Annotated in this window: 18 protein-coding genes and 1 tRNA gene; 9 read left to right on the top strand and 10 right to left on the bottom strand. The window is 72.6% G+C overall.

The genetic code is table 11. From position 1 onward, the window contains the following. Nucleotides 1-151 precede the first annotated feature (151 nt). Nucleotides 152-940, top strand: coding sequence for an enoyl-CoA hydratase/isomerase family protein (locus tag IQ251_RS09250; RefSeq protein ID WP_193928068.1), 789 nt, complete (start codon nucleotides 152-154; stop codon nucleotides 938-940). Between the two features lie 9 nt (nucleotides 941-949). Here the strand turns inward: IQ251_RS09250 and IQ251_RS09245 are convergent, their stop codons facing one another. The 4 genes from IQ251_RS09245 to IQ251_RS09230 all read right to left on the bottom strand — a co-directional run bounded on the left by IQ251_RS09245 (nucleotide 950) and on the right by IQ251_RS09230 (nucleotide 3,235). Beyond that, the gene (locus IQ251_RS09245; protein WP_193928067.1) at nucleotides 950-1,861 is read right to left on the bottom strand and encodes an NAD-dependent epimerase/dehydratase family protein; all 912 of its coding nucleotides are present in this window, start codon (nucleotides 1,859-1,861) and stop codon (nucleotides 950-952) included. A gap of 180 nt (nucleotides 1,862-2,041) precedes the next feature. Continuing rightward, nucleotides 2,042-2,113, bottom strand: a tRNA-Val gene (locus IQ251_RS09240). Nucleotides 2,114-2,198: 85 nt separating this feature from the next. Further along, the gene (locus IQ251_RS09235; RefSeq protein WP_193928066.1) at nucleotides 2,199-2,663 is read right to left on the bottom strand and encodes a peroxiredoxin; all 465 of its coding nucleotides are present in this window, start codon (nucleotides 2,661-2,663) and stop codon (nucleotides 2,199-2,201) included. Between the two features lie 137 nt (nucleotides 2,664-2,800). Further along, nucleotides 2,801-3,235 carry a DUF3052 domain-containing protein gene (locus IQ251_RS09230; RefSeq protein WP_193928123.1) on the bottom strand — a complete coding sequence of 145 codons (435 nt, stop codon included), beginning with the start codon at nucleotides 3,233-3,235 and terminating at the stop codon, nucleotides 2,801-2,803. Between the two features lie 293 nt (nucleotides 3,236-3,528). On the opposite strand from IQ251_RS09230, the gene aceE reads away from it, so the two are divergent. Both aceE and IQ251_RS09220 read left to right on the top strand, forming a co-directional pair. After that, complete coding sequence (gene aceE / locus IQ251_RS09225) at nucleotides 3,529-6,303, top strand: pyruvate dehydrogenase (acetyl-transferring), homodimeric type (RefSeq protein WP_193928065.1); 2,775 nt, start codon at nucleotides 3,529-3,531, stop codon at nucleotides 6,301-6,303. Between the two features lie 114 nt (nucleotides 6,304-6,417). Further along, on the top strand, nucleotides 6,418-6,627 hold the full coding sequence (locus IQ251_RS09220) for a DUF3263 domain-containing protein (RefSeq protein ID WP_193928064.1): 210 nt from the start codon (nucleotides 6,418-6,420) through the stop codon (nucleotides 6,625-6,627). Between the two features lie 3 nt (nucleotides 6,628-6,630). Here the strand turns inward: IQ251_RS09220 and IQ251_RS09215 are convergent, their stop codons facing one another. Then, nucleotides 6,631-7,503, bottom strand: coding sequence for a peptidoglycan recognition protein family protein (locus IQ251_RS09215; protein ID WP_193928063.1), 873 nt, complete (start codon nucleotides 7,501-7,503; stop codon nucleotides 6,631-6,633). A 195-nt stretch (nucleotides 7,504-7,698) separates the two neighbouring features. Here IQ251_RS09215 and IQ251_RS09210 point away from each other — a divergent pair, with 195 nt between their 5' ends. The 6 genes from IQ251_RS09210 (at nucleotide 7,699) to IQ251_RS09185 (ending at nucleotide 14,085) form a co-directional block, all read left to right on the top strand. Continuing rightward, nucleotides 7,699-8,907: a PucR family transcriptional regulator gene (locus IQ251_RS09210; RefSeq protein WP_193928062.1), complete on the top strand. Its 1,209-nt coding sequence runs from the start codon at nucleotides 7,699-7,701 to the stop codon at nucleotides 8,905-8,907. 193 nt (nucleotides 8,908-9,100) lie between these two features. Continuing rightward, on the top strand, nucleotides 9,101-10,024 hold the full coding sequence (locus tag IQ251_RS09205) for an ACP S-malonyltransferase (protein WP_193928061.1): 924 nt from the start codon (nucleotides 9,101-9,103) through the stop codon (nucleotides 10,022-10,024). After that, on the top strand, nucleotides 10,017-11,000 hold the full coding sequence (locus IQ251_RS09200; RefSeq protein ID WP_193928060.1) for a beta-ketoacyl-ACP synthase III: 984 nt from the start codon (nucleotides 10,017-10,019) through the stop codon (nucleotides 10,998-11,000). Before IQ251_RS09205 ends, IQ251_RS09200 begins: the two co-directional genes overlap by 8 nt. Nucleotides 11,001-11,058: 58 nt before the next feature. Then, the gene (locus IQ251_RS09195) at nucleotides 11,059-11,310 is read left to right on the top strand and encodes an acyl carrier protein (protein ID WP_193928059.1); all 252 of its coding nucleotides are present in this window, start codon (nucleotides 11,059-11,061) and stop codon (nucleotides 11,308-11,310) included. Next, nucleotides 11,307-12,551, top strand: a complete 1,245-nt coding sequence (locus IQ251_RS09190; protein WP_193928058.1) for a beta-ketoacyl-[acyl-carrier-protein] synthase family protein — start codon at nucleotides 11,307-11,309, stop codon at nucleotides 12,549-12,551. The genes IQ251_RS09195 and IQ251_RS09190 overlap by 4 nt, the downstream gene beginning before the upstream one ends. Nucleotides 12,552-12,648: 97 nt before the next feature. After that, complete coding sequence (locus tag IQ251_RS09185; RefSeq protein ID WP_193928057.1) at nucleotides 12,649-14,085, top strand: acyl-CoA carboxylase subunit beta; 1,437 nt, start codon at nucleotides 12,649-12,651, stop codon at nucleotides 14,083-14,085. Between the two features lie 22 nt (nucleotides 14,086-14,107). Here the strand turns inward: IQ251_RS09185 and IQ251_RS09180 are convergent, their stop codons facing one another. From IQ251_RS09180 to IQ251_RS09160, 5 genes are all read right to left on the bottom strand, one after another. After that, nucleotides 14,108-14,653: a hypothetical protein gene (locus IQ251_RS09180; protein ID WP_193928056.1), complete on the bottom strand. Its 546-nt coding sequence runs from the start codon at nucleotides 14,651-14,653 to the stop codon at nucleotides 14,108-14,110. 81 nt (nucleotides 14,654-14,734) lie between these two features. Continuing rightward, nucleotides 14,735-15,244, bottom strand: coding sequence for a DUF3145 domain-containing protein (locus IQ251_RS09175; RefSeq protein ID WP_193928122.1), 510 nt, complete (start codon nucleotides 15,242-15,244; stop codon nucleotides 14,735-14,737). Between the two features lie 316 nt (nucleotides 15,245-15,560). Beyond that, nucleotides 15,561-16,205, bottom strand: a complete 645-nt coding sequence (locus IQ251_RS09170; protein WP_193928055.1) for a hypothetical protein — start codon at nucleotides 16,203-16,205, stop codon at nucleotides 15,561-15,563. A 123-nt stretch (nucleotides 16,206-16,328) separates the two neighbouring features. Next, nucleotides 16,329-17,333: a hypothetical protein gene (locus tag IQ251_RS09165; RefSeq protein WP_193928054.1), complete on the bottom strand. Its 1,005-nt coding sequence runs from the start codon at nucleotides 17,331-17,333 to the stop codon at nucleotides 16,329-16,331. Beyond that, nucleotides 17,330-17,875, bottom strand: coding sequence for a SigE family RNA polymerase sigma factor (locus tag IQ251_RS09160; RefSeq protein ID WP_370591297.1), 546 nt, complete (start codon nucleotides 17,873-17,875; stop codon nucleotides 17,330-17,332). Before IQ251_RS09160 ends, IQ251_RS09165 begins: the two co-directional genes overlap by 4 nt. Nucleotides 17,876-18,000: the final 125 nt, after the last annotated feature.

Here is an 18,000-nt window from a genome sequence, read left to right as displayed (position 1 = left end):
AATCCGTCCGCTGCAGTGTTCCGCGTCCGAGGAGGACGGACAATGCGCCGTTCGACGCACACCGCTCGCCGGTCCGATCGAGCGCGCCCGGGCCTTGCCGCACCGCCGTGCCCGCGACGAGGATGGTGCGCCGGTCGCGAGGAGGAACCAGATGGACGATCCGGGCGGGACGCTGCAGCTGGCGGTGCACGACCATTGCGCGTGGCTGACCATCGCCAACCCGGGCAAGCGCAACGCGATGACCGCGGCGATGTGGCGCAGGCTCCCCGAGCTCCTCGACGAGGTGCGCGCCGACGAACGGGCCCGGGCGGTGGTGCTGACCGGCAGCGGTGGCTCGTTCAGCGCCGGGGCCGACATCGGCGAGCTCAGCGCCATCGGCGCGGACTCCTCCGGGGAGGACGGCCGGGAGGAGTTCGCCGTGGCCGCCGAGCAGGCGCTGATCTCCTTCCCGCGGCCCACGATCGCGGCGATCGACGGCTACTGCGTGGGTGGGGGCTGCCAGCTGGCCGCCGCCTGCGACATCCGGATCAGCGGCGAGGCGGCCACCTTCGGCATCACCCCCGCCAAACTCGGCATCGTCTACCCGGAGACGAGCCTGCAGCGGCTGACCCACCTGGTCGGTCCGGGCGCCGCGAAACTCCTGCTGTTCTCCGGTGACCTGGTCGACGCCGCGCACGCGCTGCGGATCGGCCTGGTCGACGAGACCGCACCCGACCCCGTCGCGCGCGCCGAGCAGCTGGCGCGGACCATCGCGCAGCGCTCGCAGCTGTCGGTGGCCGCGGCCGGGGAGATCATCGACCGCGCGGCGCAGGGCCTGCCCGTGGCCGAACGCGCCCGGTACTGGCGGGCGCAGAGCGCACGGTACGGGGAGGGCGCCGAGGGGATCTCGGCCTTCCTGCAGCGGCGCAGCCCCGAGTTCCCCTGGAAACCGCCCGCCTGAACAGCGGATTCAGCGCGCGGCGGCCTGCTCACGCACCAGCAGCGCCGGATCGGAGTGCTCGGCGCGCCAGCCGAGCCGGCGCAGCTTGGCGGTGTTCGCCCGCGGGTGCGGGGCGGGCCCGATCTCGCCGGCCCGGTAGACGACCGCGGGGGCGGCACCGGTCTGCTCCGCGGCGAGCTGCGCGATGCGGTCGGCCGACGCACCCGGCCCGCCGACGTTGAAGACGTGGTGCTCGCCCGCGCGGCACCCGCGCAGCGCGGTCGCGAACGCGCTGCCGATGTCGAGCACGTGCACGAAATCGCGGACCGCGGACCCGTCACCGGACACGACGAAGTGCGCGACCCGGCCGCGCGCGGCGGCCAGCATCCCGGGGATCGTGTGCGCATCGTCCGGATCCCCCGCGCCGTCGACGGCCCCGGCCGCGTTGAAGACGCGCAGGCTCGCCGCCGCGATGCGGCCGGTGCCCGCCGCCCAGCCCAGCAGGTGCTCGGCGGCGAGCTTGGCGTCGGCGAACGCATCGCGCGGTCGGGCGCGGGCGTCCTCGCGGATCGGGTGCCGCCCGGCGCGCCCGTAAACATCGCCGGTGGAGGCCAGCAGGAACGCCGGAGTCTCGTCGGCGGCAGCGGCCGCGGCGGTCAGCGCGTCGAGCACGGTGGCGGCGCCACCCACGTTGAGCCGGTAGTGCCAGGCCGGCCGCGCGGCGGACCCGGCCTGCCCGGCCAGGTGCACCACGGCGTCGGCACCGCGCACCGCGGGCAGCACGGCCTCCGGATCGAGCACGTCGCCGTGGAAGAGCTCGACGTCCGGCTGCGCGACCGGGGTGCGGTGCACCAAGGCCGACACGCGGTGCCCGCCGGCGACCAGCTGCCGCACCACGGCCCGCCCCAGATACCCGCCCGCTCCGGTGACCAGAACCCGCATCCGCCCATTGCAGCAGCTCAGCGGCCCCCGCGCCGCGCCGATCGCACAAGATTGTCCATAGTGGACTCAATACCGACGACCCCCCGACCGGCACCACACCCGCACCCGGACGCAGCGGAGCCCGGCGGAGACGAACTCCGTCGGGCTCTGTTCTCGCAGGTGAAGTCGGGTACGACGCAGTGGGCGCAGCTGGGTTCGAACCAGCGACCCCTCGCTTGTAAGGCGAGTGCTCTTCCGCTGAGCTATGCGCCCGGTGACGGCCGACCGGCGCGACCGGCAGAGATCCGGCGACCGACTGACCGCGGCGGTCAGCCTACCGGTCGGCCCCCACGAGGCCTCACCCGGTCAGTTCGGTGACGGCCTTCTTCCACACGCTCTGGTCGCGCGCCTCGCCGGGCTGGTTCGCCTCGGCGAACCGGACCTTGCCCTCGGTGTCGATGAGGAACGTGCCGCGCACCGCCATGCCGGCGTCCTCGTTGAACACGCCGTAGGCCTTCGCGGTCTCGCCGTGCGGCCAGAAGTCCGACAGCAGCGGGAAGGTGTAGCCCTCCTGGTCGGCCCACGCCTTGAGCGCGAACGGCGAGTCGACCGAAACGCCGAGCACCTGGACCTGGTCGTTCTGGAATTCCGACAGGTCGTCCCGGATCTCGCACAGCTCGCCGTGGCAGACGCCGCTGAAGGCGAAGGGGTAGAACACCAGCAGCACGTTCTTGTCGCCGCGGAAATCCGCCAGCGACACCTTCTGCTTGTTGTAGTCCGGCAACGTGAAGTCCGGCGCCTGCGCACCGACCTCGATCGTCATGAAGCGCACCCTTCTGCTGGAGGTGACCTTGTCCGACGCCGAACCTACACCGCAGCGGCTGCCGCGGGCACCGATGGCGACCCACCGGGCCCACGGCCAGCGGTTGACGGGCGTGCGCAGGCAGCGCACGCGATCGGTCAGCGGCGCGCCTTCGCCCGCCGGTACGCGAGCCGAGTACCCATCCAGCCGTCGCTGATGCTCAGGCTCGCGGTCTGGGCCAGGTTGGCCGTCGACGCCGCTTCCGCGATGTCGGCCGGCTCGACGTACCCGTCCTGCCCGGTCTTCGGCGTGAGGACCCAGATGACCCCCTCGTCGGAAAGCGGGGTCATGGCATCGAGGAGCGTGTCCGTGAGGTCGCCGTCGTCCTCGCGCCACCACAGCAGGACGACGTCGACCACGTCGTCCGCATCCTCGTCGAGCAGGTCACTGCCGCAACGTTCCTCGATCGCGGCCCGGACGCCGTCGTCGACGTCCTCGTCCCAGCCGAGCTCCTGGACAATCATCTCGGGCTCGATGTCTAGCCTCTCGGCGACGTCGGACCCGCCTTTGCCGGCGTCTCCCGCGGCGACCACGGTTTTCTCACTCCTCCAATGCACCGGTGCGGCACTGCCGAGCACCGCACGCCCTTCGGTCTGGTCGATAGCGAACACTGCCGACCACCACCCGCGCAACCGCTGACGTCACGACACGCCGCAACCACGCGTTGCGCACCGACTGTAGACGGGCGGGGGCACCGGCAACAGTGGAGCGGTCCGGAACGCCCGCCGGTTGACGCGATGCGGACGAGAATGGGGGACCATGCGGGTGTCGGACATCACGATCAATCGACACCCTGCCACATCCACGACCTCGTCGAGGAGTTCCTTTGTCCCCGCTCAACAACGACTCCGACGGCACCCGCCCGACGCAGCGGGTCCGGGTCATCCGCAACGGTCTCGCCTCGCACCTGCCGGACATCGATCCGGAGGAGACCGGCGAATGGCTGCAGTCGTTCGACGCCGCGCTCGCTGAGGGAGGCCAGCAGCGCGCCCGCTACCTGATGCTGCGGCTGTTGCAGCGCGCCCGGGAATCCGGTGTCGGTGTTCCGTCGCTGACCAGCACCGACTACGTGAACACCATCCCGACCGAACTGGAGCCGTGGTTCCCCGGCGACGAGGAGAGCGAACGCCGCTTCCGGGCCTGGATGCGGTGGAACGCGGCGGTGATGGTGCACCGCGCGCAGCGGCCGGGCATCGGCGTGGGCGGGCACATCTCGTCGTTCGCGTCCTCGGCCAGCCTCTACGAAGTCGGGTTCAACTGGTTCTTCCGCGGCAAGGACCACCCGGGCGGCGGCGACCACCTCTACATCCAGGGGCACGCCTCCCCCGGCATCTACGCGCGGGCCTACCTGGAGGACCGGCTCACCGCCGACCAGCTCGACGGGTTCCGCCAGGAGTACTCGCACGCCGGGCCCGGCGGCGGCCTGCCGTCCTACCCGCATCCGCGGCTGATGCCGGAGTTCTGGGAGTTCCCCACCGTGTCGATGGGCCTGGGCCCGATGAACGCGATCTTCCAGGCGCGCTTCGACCGCTACCTGCACGCCCGCGGGATCAAGGACACCTCGCAGCAACGGGTGTGGGCGTTCCTCGGCGACGGCGAGATGAACGAGCCCGAGTCCCGCGGGTTGCTGCAGGTCGCCGCGAACGAGGGCCTGGACAACCTGACCTTCGTGGTCAACTGCAACCTGCAGCAGCTGGACGGGCCGGTGCGCGGAAACGGCAAGATCATCCAGGAGCTGGAGTCGTTCTTCCGCGGCGCGGGCTGGAACGTCATCAAGGTGGTGTGGGGGCGCGAGTGGGACGCCCTGCTGCACGCCGACCGGGACGGCGCGCTGGTGAACCTGATGAACACCACCCCGGACGGCGACTACCAGACCTACAAGGCCAACGACGGCGCGTTCGTGCGCGAGCACTTCTTCGGCCGCGACCCGCGCACCAAGGACATGGTCAAGAACCTCACCGACGACGAGATCTGGGGCCTGCGCCGCGGCGGGCACGACTACCGCAAGATCTACGCCGCCTACAAGGCCGCCACCGAGCACCACGGCCAGCCCACGGTGATCCTGGCCAAGACGATCAAGGGCTACGGGCTCGGCGCGCACTTCGAGGGGCGCAACGCCACGCACCAGATGAAGAAGATGACCCTCGACGACCTCAAGCTGTTCCGGGACAGCCTGCGCATCCCGATCGACGACGAGCAGCTCGACCCGTACCTGCCGCCGTACTACCACCCCGGCGCCGACGCGCCGGAGCTGGAATACCTGCACGACCGGCGCAACCAGCTCGGCGGCTACCTGCCCGAACGGCGCCCGAAGCGGTCGAAACCGCTGGTGCTGCCCGGTGACGAGGTCTACGAGGTGATCCGGCGCGGTTCGGGCAAGCAGGAGGTCGCCACCACCATGGCGTTCGTCCGGCTGCTCAAGGACCTGGCCAAGGATTCCGGTATCGGCAACCGGATCGTGCCGATCATCCCGGACGAGGCGCGGACCTTCGGCATGGACTCGATGTTCCCGTCGCAGAAGATCTACAACCCGCAGGGCCAGCTCTACACCCCGGTCGACTACCAGCTGATGCTGGCCTACCGGGAGAGCGACCAGGGCCAAATCCTGCACGAGGGCATCAACGAGGCGGGCTCGACGGCCTCGTTCGCCGCGGCCGGATCCAGCCACGCCACGCACGGCGAGCCGATGATCCCGGTCTACATCTTCTACTCGATGTTCGGCTTCCAGCGCACCGGGGACGGCATCTGGGCGGCGGCCGACCAGATGGCCCGCGGTTTCATGCTCGGCGCCACCGCGGGCCGGACCACGCTGACCGGGGAAGGGCTGCAGCACGCCGACGGGCACTCGCAGCTGCTGGCCGCCACCAACCCGGCGGTCGTGGCCTACGACCCGGCGTGGGCCTTCGAGGTCGCGCACATCGTCCAGGACGGGCTGCGCCGCATGTACGGCGAAGACCCCGAGGACGTCTTCTACTACCTGACCGTCTACAACGAGCCGTACCAGCAGGAGCCGGAACCCGAGGGCCTGGACGTGGACGGGCTGCTGCGCGGGCTCTACCGGTTCCGCCCGGCACCCGGCCGCGACGGACCCCGCGCGCAGATCGCCGCCTCGGGGGTGATCATGCCGCTGGCGCTGCAAGCGCAGCGGATGCTGGCCGAAGAATGGGGTGTGCAGGCCGACGTGTGGTCGGTGACCTCGTGGTCCGAACTGCGCCGCGAGGCCGAAGCCGCCGACCGGCGCAACCTGCTGGATCCGGAGGCCGAACCGGAGGTGCCGTACGTGACCCGCGCGCTGCGGGACGCCGAGGGGCCGCTGGTGGCGGTCAGCGACTGGATGCGCGCGGTGCCCGACCTGATCCGCCCGTGGGTGCCGGGCGAGATGGCCAGCCTGGGCACCGACGGGTTCGGCTTCTCCGACACGCGCCCGGCCGCTCGGCGCGTGTTCCTCGTCGACGCGGAATCCACCGTCGTCGCCGTGCTGTCCGCGCTGGCCCGGTCCGGGCAGGTGGCCGCGGGCACGGCCGCGGAAGCGGCGCGCAAGTACCGGATCAACGACGTGCGCGCGGCCGGACCGCAGACCTCCGACCCCGGCGACGCGTGATCCCCGGCGCCCGCGCTCCGTTCCCGGGGCGCGGGCGCTGCCCGGACGGCCGATCGAACACGCGTGCACCCCCGGGTAGACTCGGCGTGATCTTCACGCGGAAGGGGTGCACCGGTGGACGACGCGGACCGCGCGATCCTCGCTTTCGAGAGCGAGCACTTCCAGCACCCGGGCACCAAGGAGCGACTCATCCGCGAGCGGTTCGGGCTCTCCGCGACCCGCTACTACCAGCAGCTCAACCGGCTGCTGGACGATCCCGCGGCCCTGGCCGAAAACCCCGCTCTGGTGCACCGGCTGCTGCGGTTACGCCGCCGCAGCGGCTGATGATCAGCCCGCGCTGGGCTGCCGCTCCTGCTGGATGCGCACCAGTTCGGCCAGCAGCGGTGCCGCCTGATCCGGCGGCAGCGCGCGGAACGCCCGCTTGATCGCCTCGGCATCGACACCGCCCTCCGCGGCGCCCTCGGCCCGGCCGCCACCGAGCTGCGCATTCACCAGTTCCACCAGCATCGCGACGATCGTCCGCGGACCGACGTCGGTGCGCCAGCCCTGGATCTCGCCGTTCGGCCCGCGCGGTCCGAGCAGCTCGTGCTCCAGCCGCCGCAGGATGCCGTCCTGTTCCGGGGTCATCTTCTGCTCCTGGTCGCCGCCGGGTCCGCTGCCGGCCAGTTCGGCGCGGAAGCGGTCGAGATCGATGTGCCCGGGATCGACCTTGCCGGTCACGCTGGTCTCCCGGTGTCCGCGCGCCGCCTCCGGCGGGCGGCCGAGGTGGCCGAGCACCGCCGCGGTCGCGGTGCGCGCGGCCGCGTACTGCTCGGGGCTCGGTGCCTGGTCCACCCCCTGGTAGTCGAGTTCGAACCCGATGTAGAGGGTGTTGCCGTCCCCGGCCGGGTTCGGCCCGGATTCCCGGGCCTGGCCCGCGTGGTTGGCCCGGCCCGCGGCGATCAGGTGCACCGAACCGTCGAAGCCGATCACCGCGTGGCACAGCGGACCGGCCAGGTCCGCTCGGCCGTCGATGCACAGCTGCACGCTCGGCGCGGGATCGTCCGGCGACGACCTGGTCGCGGTGTGGTGCACCAGCACCCCCACCGGTTCGGGCAGGGCGCCGGACGTCGCGCTGCGTTCGCGCCAGCCCGGGGTCTCGTGCACGGCGAGCTGGGCATCCCGCAGCACATCGCCGAGCCATTCCAGCGGTAGCGCCATCACCGATCACTCCCCGGTCCGCGAACGGGCACTGCACCCGCCATGATCGCGCTGCGCCCCGGTTCTCATCCACGACCAAGAGCATGAAAAATCGCTGCCACTCCGCCGGGTGATCCGCGGCGTGCGGGCCGTGATCCCGCGCACGCGAGCAGCGCTGCCCGGAGACCGCCGCCGACGACGTGCGATTCTGGCCAGATGAGCACGTCAGGCGAGTCGGGAGGGGTACGGCGGTGCGGGGTCAGCGCGACCACGCTGCGTGAGCTGGAGCGCGCCTCGGGCGGGCTGGCCAGCGCGAGCATCGGGGCGATGGAGCAGGAGCTGCCCTGGTTCCGGCGCCTCCCGGCCGACCAGCGGGCGAGCGTGCTGCTGGTCACGCAGACCGGGGTGTCGAACTTCGTGGCGTGGCTGCAGGACCCGACCGAAGCCATCCGGCTGACCACCGAGGCGTTCCGCTCGGCACCGCGCGACCTGTCCCGCTGGGTCAGCCTGCGGCAGACGTTGGAACTGGTGCGGGTGGCCATCGACGTGTTCGAGCAGCGCCTGCCGGAACTGGCCACCGGGGAACACGAGCGCGCCGAGCTCAAGGAGTCGATCCTGCGCTACACGCGCGAGATCGCGTTCGCCGCGGCCACCTCCTACGCGGCGGCCGCCGAGGCGCGGGGCGCGTGGGACGCCCGGCTGGAAGCGCTGGTCGTGGACGGGATCGTGCGCGGGGACGCCGAGGAATCGCTGCTGTCCCGGGCGGCCGCGCTGGGCTGGGAGCAGTCCTCGGAGGCCACGGTGTTGGTCGGCAACGCCCCGTCCGAGGACCCGCCGACGATCGTGTACAAGGTGCGCGCCCGGGCGGCGCGCGTCGGCCGCCCGGTGCTGCTCGGCGTGCAGGGCAGTCGGCTGGTGGTGGTCTACGGCGGCCCGGCGGAAGAACGCGCCGGGCAGGACGCGGCCGAAGGGCTGGCCGAGGCGTTCGGCGACGGGCCGGTGGTGGCCGGGCCGACCGTGGCCAGCCTCGCCGAAGCGCACCGTTCGGCCGGGGACGCGATGTCCGCTCTGCGCGCGGTGGTGGCCTGGCCGAGCGCTCCCCGACCGGCCCTGTCCGCCGACCTGCTGCCGGAACGCGCGCTGGCCGGCGACCCGGAGGCCGAGCGCAGGCTGGTGGAGAGCGTGATGCTCCCGCTCGTCGACGCAGGGGGTGCGCTGCTGGAGACGGTGGACACCTACCTGGAGGTCGGCGGGGTGCTGGAGAACTGCGCGCGCCAGCTGTACGTGCACCCGAACACGGTGCGCTACCGGCTGCGCCGGGTCGCCGAGCTGACCGGGCGCACCCCGGCCAACGCGCGGGACGCGTACGTGCTCCGGGTGGGTCTGGGCGTGGGGCGGTTGGCCAAGGCACGCGGCCTGTGGTGACCGCCCGGCCGTGTTCACCCGTCCGGCACCGCGTACACCGCACCGTCACGCCTCGGACACGTCCGACAACACCGAGCCCGGGACGCGGCCCGGTGCGGGGCACGGCGTTGTAGACGCTCCACAACGTTGCGGACGTGACTTCGTCACTGCCGACATCAATCCGAACCGGGTCGCACATGGTTCAGTGGGGCACGTGATCGCACTTCTCGCTCCCGGACAGGGGTCGCAGACCCCCGGCATGCTGACCCCGTGGCTCGAACTGGACGGTGTGGAGTCCCGGCTCGCGGCGTGGTCGGAGCGCACCGACCTGGACCTGGTGCGACTGGGCACCACCGCCGACGCGGAGGAGATCAAGGACACCGCGGTCACCCAGCCGCTGGTGGTGGCGCTGTCCTTGATCGCGGCCGAGGCGCTGCAGCAGCGGGTGCAGGTCCCGGCGGGCACCCCGGTCGCGGGCCACTCCGTCGGCGAGCTCGCCGCCGCGGCCCTGGCGGGTGCACTGACCCCGGACGACGCGGTGGCGCTGGCGGCGGTCCGCGGACGCGAGATGGCGGCCGCCTGCGCGCTGGAGCCGACCGGCATGGCCGCGGTGCTCGGCGGTGATCCGGACGCCGTCGTCGCGCACCTGACCGAGTCGGGCCTGGACCCGGCCAACCGCAACGGTGCCGGGCAGATCGTCGCCGCCGGGCGGCAGCCGGCGCTGACCCAGCTCGCCGAGGAGCCGCCCGCGGGCACCCGGGTGCGCCCGCTCCCGGTCGCCGGCGCCTTCCACACCCGGTTCATGGCACCGGCGCAGGAGATGCTCGCCAAGCACGCGGAGAGCGTCGGCGCCACCGACGCGACGCTGCCCCTGCTGTCCAATGCGGACGGTGCGGAGGTCACCGCGGCCCCGGACATCGTGCGCCGGCTGGTCGAGCAGGTGACCAAGCCGGTCCGCTGGGACAGCTGCATGTCCGCGCTGGGCGAGCGGGGCGTGCGGACCGCGGTGGAGCTGCCGCCCGCCGGCACGCTGAGCGGCCTGGTCCGCAAGGAGCTCAAGGGTGTCCGGACCATTCCGCTGAAGACCCCCGACGACCTGGACCAGGTCGCCGACGCAATCGGGAGCCAGGGTGACTAGACCGACCATCGCGCAGACCGCGGCCACCGCGGCGGGCACCAAGCTGCTGGGCTTCGGCAGCACGCAGGGCAACCGGGTGGTGACCAACCACGACCTCGCCCGCATCGTCGACACCAACGACGAGTGGATCCAGCAGCGCGTGGGCATCGTGCACCGGCGACTCGGCGACGACGACCAGACGGTGGTGAGCATGGCCGTCGAGGCCGGCGCCAAGGCGGTCGCCGACGCGGGCCTGTCCCCGGCCGATGTCGACCAGGTGATCGTGGCGACCTGCACGATGCCGGGCAACATCCCCAACGCCGCCGCGCAGGTGTCCGACCGGATCGGCATCCGGGCGCAGAGCGCCTTCGACGTGAGCGCGGCCTGCGCCGGGTTCGTGTACGCGCTGTCGGTGGCCTCCGACGCCGTGCGGGCGGGCTCCGCGCGCAACGTGCTGGTCATCGGCTCCGAGCGGTTCCAGGAGTGGCTGGACTGGGAGGACCGCGCCAACTGCATCATCTTCGCCGACGGGGCCGGCGCGGCCGTGGTGGGACCGGCCGAGGAGCCCGAGCTCGGTCCCGCGTCGCTGGGCAGCGCCGGCGACCTGGTGGACACGATCTACCTGCGGGAGAACAAGTACATCTACCAGGAGGGCCAGTCGGTCTTCCGCTGGGCGACGACGCAGATCGCCCCGGTCGCCGCGGACGCCGTGCAGCGGGCCGGGCTCCAGCTGTCCGATGTGGACGTCCTGGTCCCGCACCAGGCCAACCTGCGGATCGTGGAGGCCATCGCGCGCAAGCTGCAGTCCCAGGGAGCCCGTGACGACCTCGTCGTCGCACGTGACATCGTCTACTCCGGCAACACGTCGTCGGCCTCGATCCCGCTGGCGATCGACCACATGCGGGCCGCCGGGGAGATCAACAGCGGGGACGTGCTGCTGCTCGTGGGCTTCGGGGCGGGGCTCTCCTACGGGGGCCAGGTCGCGGTGTGCCCGTGAGCACCGGCCACCACATCGGCGTGTGGGTGGAATTCGCAGAACCAGGAAGGAACCAGCAGTGTCGAACGAGCAGACCAACGAGCAGATCACCGAGGGCCTCGCGAGCATCGTCGAGGACGTCGCGGGCGTGGACGCCGCGGACGTGACCGCGGAGAAGTCCTTCGTGGACAACCTGGACATCGACTCGCTGTCCATGGTCGAGATCGCTGTGCAGGCCGAGGACAAGTTCGGGGTCAAGATCCCGGACGACGAACTGGCCAACCTCAAGACCGTCGGTGATGCGGTGAACTACATCACCAAGCACGCATGACAGCCGATGTCGTGATCACCGGGCTGGGCGCGACGACACCGCTCGGTGGTGACGTCGCGTCCACCTGGGACGGGGTGCTCAACGGGAGCAGCGGCGCGCGGCGGCTGGAGGCCGACTGGGTCGAGCAGTACGAGCTGCCCGCCCGGATCGGCGCCCCGCTGAAGGTCGATCCGGCCGAGGTGCTGCCCCGGGTCCAGTTGCGCCGGATGGACCGCTGCGAGGCGATCGCCGTCATCGCGGCCCGCGAGGCGTGGCAGGACGCGGGGCTGGAGATGCCCACCGAGGACAGCGAGCCCGTCGACCCGGACCGGCTCGGCGTCGCGCTCGGCACCGGTATCGGCGGACCGCTGACCCTGCTGCAGCAGGACGACCAGATGGAGGCCGGCGGGCTGCGCAAGGTCTCTCCGCTGACCGTCCCGATGCTGATGCCGAACGGTCCCGCGGCCATGGTCAGCTTGGACCTGCGCGCCCGTGCCGGCGTGCACTCGCCCGCCTCGGCCTGCGCGTCCGGTGCAGAAGGGCTGGCCAAGGGCTGGGACATGATCCGGCAGGGATTGGCCGACGTCGTCGTGGCCGGTGGTGCGGAGTCCTGCATCCACCCGATCACGATCGCCGGGTTCACCCAGGCCCGGACGCTGAGCACCCGCAACGACGATCCGCAGCGGGCCTCGCGCCCGTTCGACGTCGATCGGGACGGCTTCGTGATGGGCGAAGGCGCCGGAGTGGTCGTGCTGGAGAGCGCCGAGCACGCCAAGGCCCGCGGTGCGCGGATCTACGGCCGGATCGCCGGTACGGGCATCACCTCGGACGCGTACCACATCACCGGGAGCCACCCGGACGGCATCGGGCAGGTCAACGCGATGCGCCAGGCGCTGCGCACCGCCGACCTGCAGCCCTCGGACATCGGGCACGTCAACGCGCACGCGACGTCCACCGTGGTCGGTGACGTGGGCGAGGCGAACTCGGTGCGCCAGGCCGTGGGCGAGGACGCCGTGGTCACCGCCCCGAAGGGAGCGCTGGGCCACCTCGTGGGCGGCGCGGGCGCCGTGGAGAGCATCGTGACGATCCTGTCGCTGCACCACGGCATCGTCCCGGCCGTGCAGAACCTGGAGGAGCTGGACCCGAAGGTGGAACTGGACGTGGTGGCCGACAAGCCGCGGCACGTCGAGCAGACCGCCGCCGTCAACAACGCGTTCGGCTTCGGTGGGCACAACGTCGCGCTCGCCTTCGCCTCGGCATGACCGGACGTCCCGCACCGCGGGGCGCCCGCAACCGGCGGGCGGGTACGGGCCGAGCGTTCGTACCCGCCGCCAGCACACCGACTTCCCGGAGGATGCGATGACCGCCTTGGCCACCCGGCCGGAGAGCGATGAGACCGAACGCGATCCGCGCGATCCGGAGGCGCGGCTGGCGCAGCTGCTCGACGAGGGCTCGCTGGAACCGCTGCACCACCGGGACGCCAGCGGCATGTTCGCCGCGCGCGGGCGCATCAGCGGCACGAAGGTGATCGCCTACTGCAGCGACGCCACCAAGATGGGCGGTGCGCTCGGCTCCGAGGGCTGCGGGCACATCGTCGACGCCATCGACATGGCGGTCCGCGAGCGCTGCCCGGTCATCGGCGTCTGGCACTCGGGTGGAGCGCGCATCCCGGAGGGCGTCGAATCGCTGGACGGCATGGGCCAGATGTTCGCGGCGATGATCCGCGCGTCGGGCCGCATCCCGCAGATCTCGGTCGTCGTCGGCCCGGCCGCAGGCGGCGCCGCCTACGGACCGGCCCTGACCGATGTGGTCATCATGGCGCCGGACGGGCGGATCTTCGTCACCGGCCCGGACGTGGTGCGCAGTGTCACCGGCGAGGACATCGACCAGGAAGGGCTCGGCGGCACCGAAGCGCACGGCACGACCTCCGGTGTCGTGCACGTGGTCGCCGAGGACGAGCCGGACGCCTACCTGCGGGCCCGCAGGCTCACCGGGCTGTTCGCGAAACCGGGCCTGTTCGACCTGCATTCGGTTCGGACCGAGCAGGACTTGGGTGCGCTGCTGCCGGACCGCCCGCAACGCGCCTACGACGTGAAGCCGCTGGTGCGCGGCATCCTGGACACCCGCGCCGACGGCACCTCGGACTTCGAGGAGCTGCAGGCGAAATGGGCGCCGAACATGGTCACCGGCCTGGGCAGGCTGGGCGGCCGCACGGTCGGCGTGCTGGCGAACAACCCGCTGCGCAAGGGCGGTTGCCTGGATTCGCTGTCCGCGGAGAAGGCGGCCCGCTTCGTGCGGATGTGCGACTCGTTCGGCGTGCCGCTGCTGGTGCTGGTCGACGTGCCCGGCTACCTGCCCGGGGTCGGCCAGGAGTGGGGCGGTGTCGTGCGGCGCGGGGCGAAGCTGCTGCACGCGTTCGGCGAGGCCGTCGTGCCGCGGGTGACCCTGGTGACCCGCAAGTCCTACGGCGGCGCCTACATCGCGATGAACTCGCGGGCGCTGGGCGCTACGGCCGTCTACGCCTGGCCGGAGGCCGAGACCGCGGTGATGGGCGCGAAGGCGGCGGTGGGCATCCTGCACCGCAAGAAGCTCGCGGCCGCACCGGAATCCGAGCGCGAGGCGCTGCAGGACGAACTGGTCGAGGAGCACGAGCGGGTCGCCGGCGGGGTCGGCCGCGCGATGTCCATCGGCGTCGTGGACGCGGTCATCGAACCGGCCGAGACCCGCCGCCACCTGGCCGAGGCGCTGGCCGCCGCGCCGGCGGGCCGCGGCGCGCACGGCAACATCCCGCTCTAGCCCCCGGCTCCCCCGGCCGGCTTCAGCACTCGGAGACGAGCGCGCTGCCGGGCAGTGCGGTGACGTCCAACCGGAAGTGCGTCCCGTCGGTGACCAGCGGGTACACCACGCTCCACTGCACGCACCGCTCCGGCAGCTGGGGTGGTGCGTGTTCCGGGTCCTGCCTGCTCTGGAAGGTCAGCTGCACCCGCAGCGAGTCGTCGACGCCGGGTTCGATGCGGTGCACGCGCATGAAGCTGTCCTGCGTGCTGGCGTACTCCTGCAGCCACGCGTCCTCGGGCAGTTCGGCCCACTTCTCCGGGACCACGGTGGGTTTCCACGCCGCGTAGTCCATCGCGTTGATCGCGGCGAAGTGCGCGTCCAGCAGCCGGACGACCTGGTCGCGGTCGGGATGCCGCTGCGCGGCGGGGCTCAGCGTGACCTCCTGCGGCGCGGGCGCCGGATCGGCCGCCGGGTCGCGGAACATCTGCTCGACGGAGTCCTGGGCCGCCGCCGCGTCCGGGTAGATCCGCTGCACCAGCACACCGCTGCCCGCAGCGGCCACCAGAACCAGGAGCGCCGTCGGCACACCCGCTTTCAGCCAGAGACGTGAAGACCCCACCCGGCGAGCTTCCCACACCGCGATCCGGCGCGGTCGCGGGTCGACGAATCAGCCCACCCGGTGCAGCCAGGTGACCGGAGCCCCGTCGCCGGCGCGGCGGAACGGCTCCAGCGCCTCGTCCCACGGGGTGCCGAGCAGTTGCTGCAGGCTGTGCCGGAACGCGTCCTCGCCCGCGGATTCGCCGGCCAGGGCGCGCAGGTGGTCCTCCCCGACGACGATGTCGCCGTTGGCCCCGGTGCACGCGCGCCACATGCCGAGCCCGGGTGCGTGGCAGAACCGCTGGCCGTCGACACCGGGACTGGGGTCCTCGGTGACTTCGTAGCGCAGCATCGGCCACGGGCGCAGCGCCGCCACGAGACGCGCACCGGTACCGGCCTCACCGGACCACGCGCATTCGGCGCGCAACTGTCCGGGGGCGGCCGGTTGTGCCGTCCAGCGGAGTTCCGCCCGGAAGCCGAGTGCGCCGGAGATCGCCCACTCGACATGCGGGCACACCGCTGACGGCGACGAATGGACGTAGACGACACCACTGGTGAGGCCACGGTCGCTGCCACGGATGCTCACTGCTGACCTCCGCTGTTCGACGAGGGACGTCTTCCCCTACGCCCTCGCTGCACGGTCGATCACCAGCTGCCGGATCATTCTGCACGGACCGCCGAGCACCGCGCCACACCGGAGTTTCTCGCCCGCGGGCCGGACCCGGTGGCGACCGGTCCTGCCGGGAGGCGCGACACGCTGCTCCGATCAGCGGAAAACCCCAGCTCTGCGGTGTTGTTCGCGGGGGCGGCGGGACCCGGATGCAGCAGCGCGGGCTGGGCGAACGAGTGTCCGATACCACTCGAACGGGGGAATGTCGCAGCGCGGAGCGCGACGATCACCGGTCCGGCGGCGGACTGTCCTCGCGGAACTGCTCGCGCGGCTCGGCCGGATCCAGCCTGCGCGGTCCGACCGTCACGTACGGGCGCGCGACGCGGGTGACGAACAGCAGCGGCGCGAACAGCGGCACCACCGCCGACAACGCCGCTGCGGTGGCCCCGGCGCGCAGCACGTCGCGCGGCAGCAGCGCGGGCGCGCGGTCCACGAAACCGCTGCCGGTCAGCGCCGCCAACCACAGCACGGTGATGAACGCGAGCATCGAGCCCAGCGCGATGAGCACCGCGGGCCGGTAGCCGAGCTGCTCGGAGGACAGCATCACTCCCACCCAGCCCAGCAGCGCGGGCAGCTGGCCGCGCTCCGTGGTGGCCGCCCACAGCAACCCGCTGAACACGGCCGGCCCGGCACCGGAATCGGCCCACGCCAGCGCGATCCGGTCCGCCCACCCGGTGCCCGCCAGCCCGGCGCGGGCCGCCAGCTCGCCGAGCACGGTCAGCGCACCCGGTTCCCCGGGCCGGTCGGGGAGCTGGCCGGCCATCCAGGCCAGCGCCCACACCGACACGGCGCACGCGAGGAGCTGCTGCCAACCCGGCCTGTCCAGCGCCACCCGGCACAACCGCACCAGCTGGTGTCGGTGGGTCGGCATCGGCACCTCCGCCGTCGACTGCGCGCGATCACCCGGATCGTGCCGAGGATCCGCGCGCCGGACCCGGCATTGCGCAGATCAGGGGCGTGTCCGCTCGCCCGACGGGCACGCCGCGCCACGAGATCAGCTCCGCAGCACACCGGGATCCGGCGCGCACTCCCCCTCCCGGGTGCACGGCCACGGCACGTCGCGCACCTCGGCCCCGTCCACCAGCCACTGGCCGCCGCCCGGGACCGACACGAGGTGCCGGCCCAGCGCATCGGTGGACAGCCCGGCCTCGCCCGGTTCGAGCGGGCGCTCGGCGGGCAGCACCGCACCGCCGCCGACGATCCGGCCGTCCTCCGCGCGCAGCGTCGTCACCCGCAGCCGCGGATCGGTGCACGAAACAGGTTGCAGCGCGGCGACATCCGCACCGCTGAACGAGACCGCCACCGGACCGCACCCCGATGGGTCGGGCAGCGGGCGCCAGTCGTGCGCACCGGCGGGCAGCACGTACAGACGGGCGGCGGACTCCCCCGGCGCGGCGGCCAGCACCGCCAGGGCACCGTCCGGTGCCAGGGCCAGGTCCTGCACCCGCAGGCCCGGCGGGAGCGGAACCGAGGTGCGCGCCCCACCGTGCAGGACCGCCACCGCACCGGCGGTCGGGAAGGCGACCCGCCCGCCCGCTGCGCTGATCCGCTCCGGCACGTCATCGGTACCGGGCAGCGCGCGTCCGGTCCCGTCCGGGGCGAGCTGCACGATCCCGTCCGCGGTGCCCGCGTAGACGCGCTCGCCGTCGGCGGCCAGTGCACCGGTCGCGGCCGGGACTTCGGCGAGCCGCCGGTCGTGCGCACCGGAACCCAGGTCGAACTCGGCGACGACGCCCGGCCGGGGCTGGGCGAGGTAGCTGTCCGGACCGACGCTGACCGGTTCGGCGGCGTTGCGGCCCGGCACGACCAGCACGACCGCGGAGAGCACGGCCACGGCCGCGGCCGCGGTGACCGCGACCAGCAGCGGGACGTGCCGTCTGCGGTGGCGTCTTCGGGTCGCCGCCAGCAGGGTCGGCAGCGCGTCCGGACGCGGGTCGACGTCGTCGGCCAGCCGGTGCAGGCGCTCGCGCATCAGCTCTTCGCGGTCGGCGTCGCTCACACCCGCTCCCCTAGCAGTTCGGACAACCTGGCCACCCCGCGCGAGCAGTACGACTTCACCGCGCCCGGGCTGCAGCCCATGGTCTCGGCGGTGCGCGCCTCGCTGAAATCCGCGTAGTAGCGCAGCACGACGGCCTCCCGCTGCCTGCGCGGCAACCGGGCCAGCGCCTGCCCCAGGACCGCCCGGTCCAGGCCGCGGCCGGTGTCATCGGGCTGGACGCCGCGATCGGCGAGCCGGGGCTGGTACTTCTTGGCAACCAGGCGCCTGCGCAGCGTCGAGCGGGCCCGGTTGAGCACCGCCTGGCGCAGGAAGGCCAGCGCCTTGTCCGGATCGCGCAACCGCGCCCGCGAGTCGAACACCCGCAGGTAGGCGTCCTGCACGATGTCCTCGGCACTGGGGCGGTCGTCGACGAGCAGGAACGCGATCCGCAGCAGCTGGCGATAGTGCTGCTGGTAGAGGTCGGTCAGCTTGCCGGTCAGCTCATCCATCATGGCCACCGACCCGTCGCCGGGGGCGGCACGCACTGCGATCGACGCGGTCACACCCGTTCACGACGCGCGAGTCCCCCTCCGCGGTTGCGGCCGGATTCCGGCGCCCCGCCATCGCCCCGACCATCGGCGCCGCAGCCTACCGGCCAACCCGGTCCGAGATCATCATCGTGGCGGCA

The sequence above is a fragment of the Saccharopolyspora montiporae genome (assembly GCF_015209505.1).
In the GTDB taxonomy this organism is placed as follows: domain Bacteria; phylum Actinomycetota; class Actinomycetes; order Mycobacteriales; family Pseudonocardiaceae; genus Saccharopolyspora; species Saccharopolyspora montiporae.
This window is presented reverse-complemented; position numbering and strand designations above follow the sequence as displayed.